This is a genomic window from Bartonella sp. LJL80 (assembly GCF_054871565.1).
This window is the reverse complement of the sequence record NZ_JBTXLM010000007.1, coordinates 148892-162995: the sequence shown is the minus strand read 5'-3', so window position 1 is coordinate 162995 and position 14104 is coordinate 148892. Positions and strand designations below refer to the sequence as shown.

Annotated in this window: 7 protein-coding genes and 1 tRNA gene; 5 read left to right on the top strand and 3 right to left on the bottom strand. The window is 48.4% G+C overall.

Going from position 1 to position 14104, the window contains the following annotated elements; genetic code table 11:
- Positions 1-528 precede the first annotated feature (528 nt).
- A complete protein-coding gene (locus ACYSNS_RS11855; RefSeq protein WP_461723369.1) occupies positions 529-4014 on the top strand; it encodes an autotransporter outer membrane beta-barrel domain-containing protein in 3486 nt (1161 codons plus the stop codon).
- 466 nt (positions 4015-4480) lie between these two features.
- On the opposite strand, the gene ACYSNS_RS11850 is transcribed toward ACYSNS_RS11855, so the two are convergent.
- Positions 4481-4557, bottom strand: a tRNA-Arg gene (locus ACYSNS_RS11850).
- A 121-nt stretch (positions 4558-4678) separates the two neighbouring features.
- Entirely contained in the window at positions 4679-6199 is a 1521-nt protein-coding gene (locus tag ACYSNS_RS11845) for a sensor histidine kinase (protein WP_461723368.1), read from the bottom strand.
- A 261-nt stretch (positions 6200-6460) separates the two neighbouring features.
- On the opposite strand from ACYSNS_RS11845, the gene ACYSNS_RS11840 reads away from it, so the two are divergent.
- From ACYSNS_RS11840 to ACYSNS_RS11825, 4 genes are all read left to right on the top strand, one after another.
- On the top strand, positions 6461-7603 hold the full coding sequence (locus tag ACYSNS_RS11840; RefSeq protein WP_461723367.1) for an efflux RND transporter periplasmic adaptor subunit: 1143 nt from the start codon (positions 6461-6463) through the stop codon (positions 7601-7603).
- Positions 7600-10740, top strand: a complete 3141-nt coding sequence (locus ACYSNS_RS11835) for an efflux RND transporter permease subunit (RefSeq protein ID WP_461723366.1) — start codon at positions 7600-7602, stop codon at positions 10738-10740. Before ACYSNS_RS11840 ends, ACYSNS_RS11835 begins: the two co-directional genes overlap by 4 nt.
- Before the next feature lie 335 nt (positions 10741-11075).
- Positions 11076-12725: a glucose-6-phosphate isomerase gene (gene pgi / locus ACYSNS_RS11830; RefSeq protein ID WP_461723365.1), complete on the top strand. Its 1650-nt coding sequence runs from the start codon at positions 11076-11078 to the stop codon at positions 12723-12725.
- 1 nt (position 12726) lies between these two features.
- Complete coding sequence (locus tag ACYSNS_RS11825) at positions 12727-13455, top strand: HAD family hydrolase (RefSeq protein ID WP_461723364.1); 729 nt, start codon at positions 12727-12729, stop codon at positions 13453-13455.
- On the opposite strand, the gene ACYSNS_RS11820 is transcribed toward ACYSNS_RS11825, so the two are convergent.
- Positions 13443-14072, bottom strand: a complete 630-nt coding sequence (locus ACYSNS_RS11820) for a TetR family transcriptional regulator (protein ID WP_461723363.1) — start codon at positions 14070-14072, stop codon at positions 13443-13445. The two genes, ACYSNS_RS11825 and ACYSNS_RS11820, sit on opposite strands and share 13 nt — an antisense overlap.
- Positions 14073-14104 lie beyond the last annotated feature (32 nt).

Sequence of the window (14104 nt, the reverse complement as noted above, 5' to 3'; positions counted from 1 at the left end):
AGGGGATATTTTTGGCTTATCGTGCGGGTAGATATGTTGGGTTTGGATTTGAGGTTAGTGGTTTACCGCTGGTTTTAATTTTTTTTTCCCCCCCCCCCCCCCCCCCCAGCGTAGGGGCAATTTATTAAGCCGCCTAAATAAAGCGGACTTTCTATTTCGTTCACGTTTTTTTCTTTTGGTGTTGGCTGAGGTGGTTTTGCGTCTGTGTAGGGCAGCATTACTTTATCTGCCATGCCCATTGTCTTTATGCGCTTCATACTCGTGGGTAATATTTGTGCGCGCGCCACGCTCGTCAGATTTCGATTGCCAAAAGTATAGTCAATATTCGCATATTGATTTTTTCTTCGAAAAAAAATCATCGGATGTGGAGTCACGATATTGTCTTTAATGCTGTTGAAAAAAAAATTTTATAGACAATCAATATTCATTGCATTGTTTAGTACTGTTAGTATTTATAGTATCTATGCGTTTGCTAATCCTGATACGAACATTGATATAAATAAAAATACCACCGATAATGCTGGTGAAGTGATAGAATACGGCAGAGTAACGGTTGACGGTGCTATTTATACACTATCCAATCCGGGTACTGTATTAAATATTTTGGCTGGCGGTGCTGCCTCTAATCCAGGTGTTTTGTTTATCGGCTCATCTGTAAACAACAAGCAATCAAACTCATCAGTGATCGTTTCTAATGGCGCAGCACTTCATATCGCTACGACACTGAATATAGGAGCCAATGCAACGGCTGGATCAATGGCTAATTTAACGGTTGATAACGCTACCGTTGATGCGCGTCTCGTGACTTTGGCGGATTCATCAAATGCTACACTCAATATTATCAACGGTGCGACTTTAAGAGTGTTTAAGGACGCTTCACCTGTTTCGGGAATTTTTTATGGATCGGCCGCAACGATTGATGGATCAGAAAGTGTAACGACTATTTCCGGAGCGGGTTCAAAACTCATTGTTGAAGGTACTTTGTTTTCTAATGCGACGGGTAAAAGTACAATAACTGTTGATGACGGCGGCGCTATTGAAAGTGTTGATTCCTATCTCGGAAGCTATGATGGAACCAGTAACATAACAATCAGCGGAGTTGGCAGCTATTGGACCAACACAAATGAGCTCGGTGTTGGAAATGGCCAGCAATATCCAGTTGCTGGCGCAGCTGTTCTATATATCAAAGATGGTGCTGAAGTTACGACAAAAACTTTGTCCGTTTCCAAGGCGAATGCGACAGGTTCGATCCATGTCGACGGAAAGAGTTCCAATCTGGTTGTTCAAGATACAGCCTTTATTGGTGTAGATGGGGTGGCGATTTTAACTGTCTCAAATGGCGGGTCTGCAACATTCGGAGGTTTTGGCGCGCAAGCTCGGTTTGTTTTAGGGCAAAATAGCGGGGCTACTGGCACTTTGAGCGTTGATGGAGTGGGTTCCAATGTCACGTTCCTGTCCAGCGTCGATGTCGGGCTATCTGGTCAGGGCGCTATAAAGGTCAGTAATGGCGCGCATATAGATGCATCCAGTGTAATGACTTTTGTCGGATATAGCGAAAAAGTTTCAAACAATGGCAGTGTTTTAATAAGCGGTGCAGGATCTACTTGGGTCGGTCCTGTCACCCTTGCCGGTGCTAGTGCTGATGCAGCTCTCTTCAAAATCGAAAACGGCGGAGTCGCGACTTCATCCTCTTTAGCTATCGGTACGGCTGCGAGTTCGGGACATGTGATAGTGGACGGGCAAGGCTCTGAATGGAATATCAATGACAGTAAAGGTAATATTTCGAGAGATGTCACATTGGTTGTCGGTGGAAATAGTTCTCCTAGCAGCCGTTTGGATATCACCAACGGTGGTGTCGTAAATTTTGATGGACTTAGTGTGACAATTAGAGGTGGTACCGAAGGCAGTATTATCAATGTTTCTGGTGCCGGCTCGCAATTCAATGCAATCAGTCAATATGGTGTTATTTTTGGACAAGTCGGAAAATCTACGCTCAATGTGACTTCTGGCGGTGCGGTCAATCTGAATAATGAACTTATCGTTGGCACCGTCAAGAATGGTAATTCAAGTAATATCATCACCGTCGATGGGGCTAATTCGGTTTTGAGCATTGCTGGTTTGACATTGGCTTATGGTGGAGGCGATTCCACCCTTAATTTATCCAATGGCGCGGTTCTTAAAAGTAGTGGAGACATACAACTTACTCGAATTAATGCCAATACGACAGCCACATTAAATATAGGTGCAGGTGTGGGTAGTGCGGCTGTGATGCCGGGCATTGTCGATGGGGAGAGGATTGTTTTCGGAAACGGCTCGGGAAGTATAAATTTCAATCACACTTCAGACAATTACCTTTTTTCAGCGCAAATAACAGAGGCCACTGACGGAGCAACAAACGGCACAATCCATCAAATAGCCGGGCGTACGGTTTTAACAGCGAATAGTAGTGGCTTCGGCGGAAAAACGGACATTACCGGGGGAGCTCTGGTTGTCAACAATGTATTGGGTGGCGCTGTCAATATCGGCAATAAGGGGCGTCTCGAAGGAACCGGCACGGTAGGCAGTACAATAAATGCAGGGATCGTCGCGCCTGGTGATAATGGTATCGGAACTTTGACAATCTCGGGAAATTACGCCGGTGATCGCGGAACTGTTCTGTTCGATACCCAGCTCGGCGACGACAAGTCCCCGACAGATTTCTTGCACATTACCGGTAATGCGGCTGGTACGACAAATGTTCAGGTTTTCAATCGCAACGGTTTGGGCGCATTAACTGTTGGTGATGGAATCCAACTTATCCAAGTCGACGGATCATCGGATAAAAGCAATTTTGCTTTAAAAAGCGACTATAGCTTTGAGGGGCAGGCCGCTGTTATCGGTGGTGCATATGCCTATTCGCTGTATGCGGGCAATCAGGCGGGTGCATTTGCTGGGGATTGGTATCTGCGTTCGCTCTATGTCGAGCCAACTGAACCACCGATCGATCCGACGAATCCAGTTATTCCTGAACCAGTCAAACCGGTTTATGCTGCGACAGTGCCAATGTATGAGGTGTATCCTCAGGTTTTGCAGCAGTTGAACAAGCTTGGCACGTTAGAACAGCGTGTAGGCAACCGGACCTGGTTGGCCACAACAGCCGACGCTCAGACGGCCTTGTTAAACGAGTTGGAAGGTCGTGGTTTCTGGATGAAGGTTGAAGGTTCGACCGGTCACGTAAATCCCGACGTCAGCAAGACCAAGTCAGACTATGACCTTAATATGATCAAGACACAATTGGGATTAGACATCGTTGCCAGCGATACTGACAAAGGAAAATTGGTTGGTGGTATTTACTTCCAATATGGACATGCCAAAGCCGATGTCTCATCGCGCTATGGTGATGGGTCGATCAAGACAGATGGTTATGGCGTTGGCGGCACATTGACATGGTACGGTGCAAACGACGTCTATGTTGATGGTGTTGCGCAGGTGATGTGGTACGACACGGACGTCCGCTCGGACTGGTTGAACAATCGTGATCTTGTCAATGGCAATGACGGAACGGGTTATGCACTTTCCCTTGAGGGTGGCAAGAAGATCGTTCTCAACCATGACTGGACAATGACGCCACAGGCGCAATTGAGCTACAACTCGGTAGACTTTGATAGTTTTCATGATGGTTATGGTGGACGTGTAAACCGCGAAGACGGCGATGCTTTGACGGGACGTTTGGGGCTTGCATTTAATCGCGAACAGGCATGGAAGTCAGCAGCTGGTGATATGCGCCGTTTGAAGACCTATGGCATTGGTAATCTTTACTATGAATTCCTGAATGGAACGGAAGTATCAGTCACCAATGTAGACTTCCGCAACCGATCAGACCGGTTCTGGGGCGGTCTTGGTGGCGGGGTATCCTATAATTGGAAGGATGATGCCTATTCAATCTATGGCGAGGTAGATGGCAGAACATCTTTCTCTGACTTTGCCGATAGCTATTCACTCAATGGGACAGTCGGTTTTAAAGCTAAATTTTGACCCCACTTTGCTTTATATGACTGTCTCCGCTTAGTTGGGTACCCCAATGCCCAACTAAGCATCACGACCCAATAGATCTTGTTTGTTCCAACATCATGTCAGAGACCGCATCTAACGTTTTGAGGACGAGCAGACAGTTCTCACGGCATCCATGATTTAACTATGTTTCTCGTAGAAACCATCCATCGTATCATGCACGCCATTAACTAAAGCCATCCTAGAAAACCACACGCCCACCAACGCGGTAGTTCGAGCGAAGCGACAGCTAAGAATTCCTCCCTTAGGCACTTCAAAGGTTATGCGGTAAAACGTCAAAACGGCGCAGATAATACGAACATGCGTTGTGAGATTTGCAGGCATTGCTGACAAAACAAATTTTCACTCAATATACAGAAATAACTACGTCTGCGACGCTGCATGGACTTCATGTCATCGAACGAATATTTACAATAGCTGAGTGAAAGAATGGCGCACCCGAAGAGATTCGAACTCCTGACCCCCAGATTCGTAGTCTGGTGCTCTATCCAGCTGAGCTACGGGTGCGCAATCATTTGTCTTTCATTTGAAGACATGCGGTTCCTAATTGGTTCGCTGCTGAAATGCAAGAGAAGATTCATAAAAAAGTCAATTTTTATCAACAGCAGTGTCTTCGCAACTGTTCTTCTTATGAAGCAGAAGCGGCGTCACGATTTTTACGCCATTCTTTCAAAGATGTCGGCGTGTCCGGTATACGAATTTCAAAATGCGTCCCAGGTTTCCCATCCTCTAGCAATTTGATTGCGCCACCATGTGCCCTGATCAATTCTTCGCAGATAGCAAGGCCAAGGCCTGAACCGTTGCGGCTGGTAGAGCCTTGGAATGGTGAAAACAAATGCTCTTTCGCTTTTGGAGGAAGTCCGGGGCCGGTGTCCTCAACATCGATAATTGTGCTTGTCCCTATACGGCCGGCGCGCACGGTCAGACGTTTCACAACACAATGATCTTCTTGCCCACGTTCCACCATCGCTTGAATGGCGTTGCGGCATAGGTTGGTGATAACGCGATGCAATTGTTCGCTGTCAGCATCAACTTCAATATTTGCCGGTACAAAATTTTCAAACTCCACCTCTTCGGCGCCAGGTAAAGTCAACGACTCTTGCACATCGTCGATAAGTTTACGCAGCGCAAGATGCTCCCGCTTAGGCGGTGTTTCCTGTGTGCGGCCGTAAGTGATCACGCTCTGGCTATAATTGACGGCGCGGTCGATGGCCTTGATCAGTTTGGGTGCGAGCTTTTGAACCATCGGGTCTTTCGCATCGGACAGATGGTCGGACATGAGCTGTGCCGAAGCCAGGATATTGCGCATGTCGTGATTGATTTTTGAAACGGCAAGTCCAAGATTGGCAAGGTGCTTCTGCCGCGCATAGCTTTTTTGCAACTCGATCTCAATAGCTGCAATCCGCCTTTGTGTTGCGCCAACCTCGTCCTGTCGGGATTCCGGCACCATGATGCGGCTCGGGTTATCAGGCTCCATCACAAAATCGAGCATATTCGCATAGATATTCTGCAGTGGACGAACCAGAAGTTCGTGTATGATCAGATAAATGAGCGTGGCTGCCACAATGGCTATTGTCAACGATATGAGGATGAAGTGCCATGTAAACTGCACCATCGCATCGCGCAAATGTTCATCTTCAACAGTAATCTCAAGCCCGATATCCGTGCCGGTGATGGGGCCGCGCAGCAATAAAACTTTGTCACCGCCGAAAAACAACGTTGAAAACGAATCGAGTATAGCCTTGGTTTCGCTGAAGACTGATAGATCAATCGTTTCATCGATCCTCTCGGGGCGTTTATTGACTGCCAGTTCCCGTCGGTTGTCACCTTCTAAAATACTGATCACCAAAGCATCTGTTGCAACCAGAACATTGTCTTGCAATTCTTCATTGATAGGGCGGTTGGGTGTTGCTGCCAAAATAAGGCTGATTGCTTCGGCGGATTGATGGCGATCTTCAAGCCAACTCTGTCGCATGCTTGCAATAGAAGGCATGAAGACCAGTATCTCGGTGATGAAAACCGACAAAGCGATAAGAAGCAACAAACGTGTGCGCATCCGCCTATGCAAAGGAATTTTTGCATGTCCGCGCCGAAGGGTCATGCTGGCGGTCGGATTCTGCGCCGTTTCGGTTATATCTTCTGTAGCCATTCAGGTCCCGTTTACGAAGACATATCCACGGACATGTCGGTCAGAAATTAGATTCATTCTATAAATATATTGTGTTTGAGACAAATGGTTTTTGCAACTCAACCAGGCTCTTTTACATTTAACGTCAGCATTACCGAAATTTAACTGGACTGCGACCACTCTGTGCCACCATATCATAACACTTGGAGAAAAATCTCCAGCGCTGTTTTAATAAATTTGACAGGTCAATCGTGCAAGCGACGTTCTGGATCAGGGTATATTATGAGATTGCTGAATAAGATCGTTCCGGTTGCTGTTCTTGCTGTTGTTTTGGCCGGTGGTTATCTATGGACTGAGTGGCGGCGTGAACAGCCCATACCGGTTGGGGTAGCCGATACACCTGCCAAGGCTTCGAAAGCCGATGTGGCGATAACGAATGCTGGAAACGTCGTGGTTGTCAAACCGGTGACGACCCGCCTGATCAATGATCGTTTAAGTGCTATAGGAACGGGCCGTGCTGACGCGACAGTCGGTGTTACACCATGGTCGAGCGGCGTTATGGACCAATTATTTGTCAGCGCCGGAGCAAAGGTTTCCGTTGGAGATCCGATTGCAAAACTGGATTCTGATAATGAGGAAATCGCGGTCGAACGAGCAAAGGTACAAGTCAACGACGCAGAACTTACTTTGGCACGTACGATAAAGTTGCGGGCAACAAATACAGCAACGGAAGTTCAGGAAATTACAGCGAGGCTTAATCTCGACAATGCAAAACTGGCATTGCGGGACGCGGAACTTGCGTTGGATAGACGCACGATCCGCGCGCCTATCAGCGGAATTGTCGGTATCTTGCCCGTAGATGCAGGCAATTATGTTACTTCTGATACGACGATAGCACGGATTGATAATCGCGAGCGGATTCTCGTCGATATGTGGGTGCCCGAACGGTTTGCACCACTGATCCATATAGGCGACGAGCTTTCGGCTTCGTCTATTGCCCGACCGGGCGAAACATATAACGGTCGCATCAGCGCTATTGACAATATGATCGACGAGCAGAGCCGGACATTGCGCATTCGTGCTGAAATTGACAATAAAAAAGATACGCTGCGCGGTGGTATGTCATTTGCCGTTTCATTGCATTTCCCCGGTGATCCATTTCCAACGGTTGATCCTTTGGCTATCCAGTGGAGCGGTGAGGGGGCTTATGTATGGCGTGTTGTCGACAACAGGGTGGAGCGGGTTGGTATTTCCATCGTACAGCGTAATACCAATTCCGTGCTGGTCAGGGCTCCCCTTGTAGAGGGCGACAAAATTGTTACGCAAGGCGTACAGAATATCCGCCAGGGTAGTGAGGTTATCGTATCTAATCCTGCAGAAAATCTGAGTTTGGCTGCCTCAGTGAACGGGCAAGCTAAAAAATGAGTGTGCAGCAATCTGAAGTTAAAAATACTGCGACCGGCGATAAAGGCGGTTTAATGGCGTTGTTCATCCGTCGTCCGGTTTTTGCCTTTGTCATGAATGCATTGATTGTGGTGGCGGGATTAGCGGCATTTACGGGGGTTGATATCCGTGAATTACCGGATGTGGATCGCCCTGTTATCAGTGTCGCCACCGATTTTGATGGCGCTTCGGCAGAAACGATCGATCGTGAAATCACCCAAACATTGGAAGATGCGGTAGCGCGCGTTTCAGGTGTAAAAACGATTTCTTCACGCTCGTCCTTTGCGCGTTCGCGTGTGACGGTTGAGTTTAACGACGGTATTGATTTGAATGTGGCGGCGGCCGATATCAGGGACGCCATTTCGCGTGTGACCAATGATCTGCCCGATGATGCGGATGCTTCACGGATCGTCAAGGCCGATTCAAATGCCGATGCTGTGATGCGATTGGCTGTTACATCACCGACAATGAGTGTTGATGATCTGACAGTTCTCACGGAAGACCAGATAGTCGATACGCTGTCTGCGGTTTCGGGAGTTGCCGATGTGCAAGTCAATGGAGATCGCGAAAAGATTTTCCGCATCGATATTGATCAGGCAAAATTGGCGAGCTACGGCTTGACTGTTGCAGATATTACTAAAACCTTGTCGGATATGGCGCTTGATGCGCCAGCCGGTTCATTGCGTAGCTCCGATCAGGCGCTTGTGGTCCGCGCAACGGCAAATCTTTCCACCCCGGAAGAGTTCGAAAAAGTTTACCTGAATTCCCGTGTTCGGATAGGCGATGTTGCCAATGTCACTTTGGGGCCGGATATAGAAACATCCATCGTGCGCGTGAATGGGCAGACAGGTATTGGTCTTGGAATAGTCCGACAGGCGCAATCCAATACGCTCGATATTTCCAATGGCGTGCGCACAGCCGTTGATAATTTAAACCGGATTTTGCCTTCCGGTGTCCACATTGCCATCACAAGCGACGATGCGAGCTTTATTAATGGTGCAATCCATGAAGTCGAGATCGCGCTTATTGTAGCAGTATTGAGCGTGGTGGTTGTTATTTTCCTGTTTCTTTGGGACGCGCGGGCGACGTTGATACCCGCATTGTCTATTCCCGTTGCGCTTATTGGTACGGTTGCAGCTATTTACCTCGTGGGTTTTTCGGTCAATATCCTGACCTTGCTCGCACTTGTTTTAGCAACGGGGCTGGTTGTTGATGACGCCATTGTCGTGTTGGAAAATATTGTGCGCCGTCGCAATATGGGCATGGGCCCGCGTGCTGCGGCGGTACTGGGTACGAAAGAGGTGTTTTTTGCCGTTGTTGCTACGACCTTGACGTTAGCGGCGGTTTTTGTGCCCATTTCATTTCTGCCTGGGCAGGCCGGAGGGCTCTTCCGCGAATTTGGCTTCGTTTTGGCGATTGCCATACTTCTTTCAGCTGTTGTCGCGTTGACGCTGTGTCCCATGCTGGCATCAAGATTTTTGAAGGAAGGTAATGCCGGTCAATCTCACGAACATCATGTCCCAGTTATCTATCAAAAGGTTGGCGGCGTGTTGGGGGGCTTTTATGCCCGTACGTTGCGCGCTTGTTTGAATCGTCCTTGGACCGTTGTTTGTGTTTCCATTGTCTTTGCCGCTCTATGTGTGGGAGCCTATACAACCTTGAGGCAGGAATTGACGCCATCTGAGGATCGGGCGCAAGTATTCCTTCGCATTAATGGTCCGCAGGGCATATCAGTCGATTATTTAAGTTCGCAGATCGACCAAATAGAAACCGCCTTAAAGCCGTTGCGTGATAATGGAGAAATTATAAATACCTATTCGGTAGCGGGCACATTCGGTTCGTCAAATAATGGCTTTTTAATGCTGTCGCTGGCTCCTTGGAACGAGAGAAGCCGTAGCCAGCAAGAGATTATTGAAGACATCAATAAGGCGATGAAGCACCTTCCCGCCGTGCGTGTTTTTGCAGCAGAAGGCAATTCGCTCGGTATCCGTGGAGCAGGGCAGGGGTTGCAGTTTGCCATTCTGGGCACAGACTATGCCACGCTTCAGCCGGTGGCCGATAAAATTGTTGCGGCCATGCAGGCTGATACACGGTTTGTTCAGCCGCGATTGAGTGTGGAAGCAACACAACCACAGCTGTTCATTGACATTAACCGTGAAAGAGCCACAGATCTTGGTATCGACATCACCGGTTTGGCAAATGCGGTTCAGTCGATGCTTGATGGCCGGAAAATCGGGTCCGTTTATATCGGTGATCGCTCATATGATGTGAAGCTTGTATCCAATACCAATCCGGTGAATGACCCGACTGATCTGGAAGGCATTTTCATGAAAACAGCAGATAATCGTTTTGTGCCGATGTCTGCAATCACCACTGTGCAGGAAAAACCTGTACCACCGGAATTGGGGCGCGAGTCACGGATGCGCTCGGTGGCATTGACTTCAAATCTTGCGCCAGGTTTTGCATTGGGCAATGCCTATCAAAGAGTGCTGGAAATTGCAGCCCCGTTATTGCCACCGGGGAGTTATATTATACCGCTTGCAGAAGCAGCGACATTGGATGAAACGTCAACAGGTTTGATCATTGTGTTCGGTTTCGCCCTTATCATCATTTTGCTCGTACTAGCTGCGCAATTTGAGAGCTTTGTTTCCGGTATTATTGTAATGGCAACGGTGCCACTCGGCCTTGGCTGCGCGATTATTGCAATGATCATCAGTGGTGGCAGCTTAAACGTCTATAGCCAGATCGGATTGGTATTGCTGGTCGGCATCATGGCAAAAAACGGCATTCTTATTGTGGAGTTTGCAGATCAGCTGCGCAATCAGGGCAAGTCTGTCCGTCAAGCGGTGGAGGATGCGGCGAACATCCGGTTGCGTCCGGTGTGCATGACTATGATCTGTGCAATTTTGGGCGGTGTGCCACTGGTCTTAGCCTCCGGTGCGGGTGCCGAGGCGCGGATATCGCTGGGTTGGGTGATTGTCGGTGGACTTGGCCTTGCAACGGTTGCTACGCTTTACGTCACGCCTGTGGCCTACCTTCTTCTTGGCCGGTTTGTTCGCCCGCGTGCCGAAGAAGAAGCGCGTCTGGAAAAAGAGTTGGCGGCAGCCGACCCCGTCTAACACTGACTAAGCTTTGTGGTTTTTCTCAAGATACGCAAATAGATAATGAATGCGGCATTTGAGGAAGGTCGGGATGTCTGGAAAACTGTGAATGATATTACCGGCCAGTCGGTTGTTTTGGCACACCTTGACGGTGGAACCATACCGCTTGCGAATTTTCTCCCGTTCGGGCAAAAAAAATGCTCCAACGCTGCTCATTTGCAATTATTCACCGCAACCTCGCGCATGAAGATCATATCTTTTGCAACAAAAACGGGCAAAAGATCGCTCCCCCCCTTTCCCTTGCCACAGTTTGGTCCTAAATTTCCAACATCGAGACAAGGGAGAATGCATCAATGCCTCGCAATGAACAGACGTTCAATATAGCTGTTGAAGCTTTGAAGCAGCATGCCGGCGAACCCGATATGCACGATATTCGCAAATTATTTGCGCAGGATTCCCAGCGTTTTGAACGCTTTTCACTTGTCTTCGATGATCTTTTATTTGACTATTCCAAGTGCTCTCTGACGTCGAGAACGATGGAGCTTCTGGACGATTTGGCTTTTGCAGCCGACATAGCCGGACGTCGCGACGCGATGTTTTCAGGCCAGCCGATCAATATAACGGAAAATCGAGCCGTCCTGCACGTGGCGCTACGGGCACCTTCAGATAGCGTGATGATGCTTGGTGATACGAATGTCGTATCAGAAGTTCAGGACGTTCTTGGCAGAATGGAGAAATTTTCTGATGCCGTTCGTGATGGAAGCTACAAAGGTGAAAACGGCGATAAAATCACCGATATTGTCAATATTGGTATAGGCGGTTCCGATCTTGGGCCGGTTATGGCAACCTTGGCTTTGCGCCCTTACCATAATGGGCCGCGTTGCCATTTTGTTTCAAACGTGGATAGTGCACATATTGTCGATACATTATCAGCCCTCAATCCAGCTACGACCTTGGTCATCATAGCGTCGAAAACATTCACCACGGCTGAAACCATGGCGAATGCACGAGTAGCGCGCCAATGGGTCAGCGAAGCGTTGGGCGAACTGGCCGTCTCTAAACATTTTGTCGCGGTTTCAACAGCGCTCGACAAGGTAGCGGATTTCGGGATCGATAGTTCAAGGGTTTTCGGCTTTTGGAACTGGGTTGGTGGGCGCTATTCAGTCTGGTCTGCTGTTGGCCTTTCCGTGATGATTGCTATTGGTGGTTCTCAGTTTCGCCAGTTCCTCGCTGGCGCCCACGCTATGGACGAGCACTTTCGTGATGCTCCCCTCAACGTCAATCTGCCTATAACTTTAGGACTTATCGGATATTGGCATCGCGTCATTTGCGGCTTTCCAACGCGGGCAATTATTCCTTATGAACAACGATTATCGCGGTTGCCAGCCTATCTCCAACAGCTCGATATGGAGTCCAATGGTAAGCATGTGACGCTCGACGGCATGCCGTTGACGACGGTCAGTGGCCCTATCGTTTGGGGTGAGCCTGGAAGTAATGGCCAGCATGCCTTTTTCCAATTGCTGCATCAAGGTACTGATATTATACCAGTGGAGTTTATTGTATCGGTCAATGGCCACGAGCCGAATTTGCAAAAGCAGCATGACATGCTGGTAGCAAACTGTCTGGCGCAGTCAGAGGCCTTGATGCGTGGGCGCAGTGTTGAAAGTGCCAAGGAAGCCATGCTTGCCAAAGGTATGGACCAGATCGGTGCCGAAAATCTTTGTCCACATAAAAGCTTTGCCGGAAACCGCCCCAGTGTAACCATTGTGCAGGACAAACTGACACCGTTCTCTTTGGGACGCTTGATTGCGCTTTATGAACATCGCGTTTTTGTCGAAGGCGTGTTGATGAATATCAACTCATTTGATCAATGGGGGGTTGAGCTTGGTAAAGAGCTTGCAAGCGAGTTGTTGCCTATGGTCAGCGGAGAAAAGGTTGCTCATGACCGTGATAGCTCGACAATGGGCTTGCTTAGTCACGTGACAACACGACGGAGCCAATAAGGTGCAAGAGAAACTTCGCCGGATAAAGGCCATCTTGTTCGATAAGGATGGCACGCTTATTGATTTTGAGCAGACTTGGACGCCGGTAACCTTTGCTTTGGCACTTCGTGCGGCTGGAAATGATGAACATAAAGCGCGTACCCTTTTAGAGGCCGGTGGTTACGATTTTAATCGTAAGCGTTTTATAGGCGACAGTGTTCTTGCAGCAGGTTCTGTCTCGTCCATCATCAAATTATGGCATCCTGATCTAGATGAACAGTCACATGCAGACGAGGTTCGTTATTATCGCGCGTATTGTAGCGAAAAAGCCAAGGAAAAGGTCATACCGGTTGCTGGTATGGAACAAAGTTTGCGTAAGTTGAAAAGATTGGGACTCAAAACCGGAATAGGCACCAATGACTCCCGCGATGGTGCGTTGACGGCCATGGATATTCTTGGCTGTAGCGACCTGTTTGATGTTTATCTAGGCTATGACAGTGTCAAGCAGCCGAAACCGGCGGGTGATCAGATTGTTGCATTTGCACAGGCAACGCAGCTAGATGTGGACGAAATTGCAATGGTTGGAGATAATGGTCTCGACATGCTCGCCGCCCGTAATGGTGGAGCCGGACTGGCTATCGCTGTTTTATCCGGTAATGGTGAACAAAGTCAGTTGGAAGCCAATAGCGATATGATCTTAACGTCCATCGCTGAACTTCCTGAGCTATTCAAGCGTTTTCACGCCATGTGATGCGTTTGCTTTCGAAACGAAGATGTAAGCGTTAAAATCATCTTTTGTCCCAATGCAATGAGGTCAAACTCCCGGCTTGCGTTCAACCATTCATTGAGAACGCCACCGACAACCGATACCAGAACACGCGCTGCATCCTGTGGAGCCCAGTCATCAGCAAGCATGCTTCTTCTTTTTGCAACCGACATCATACGTTCAAACAAATTCAACATGCCGTCATGTGCCTGACGAAGGCGCAAGATCATTTCCGAGAATTCCTGCACATATTCACACCGCAATGTTATGATGGTCATGACACGCTGCTGGCGTTCATCGACTGCAAAACGTTCCAGACAGGAACAGGCACACTTTTCCAAGACATCGATCGGGTTAACCGAATCATTGCTCTGCACTTCTTCGATAAGCTCTTCCTGTGGAAACCTGATCCGGTCGATTATGGCATTATATATGGCTGGTTTGTCGCGGAAGTGAAAATAAATTGCACCTCGCGTTACCCCCGCTCGTTCGGCAATATCATTCAACGATGTCTTGGAAACGCCTTTATCCAAAAAGGCCAATTCCGCCGCATCCAGTATCGTTTCCCGCGTCTCTGCGGCCTCGGCTTTCGTCCGGCGCATGTCTTCATCCCTATGGCGATCACTTTATTCTT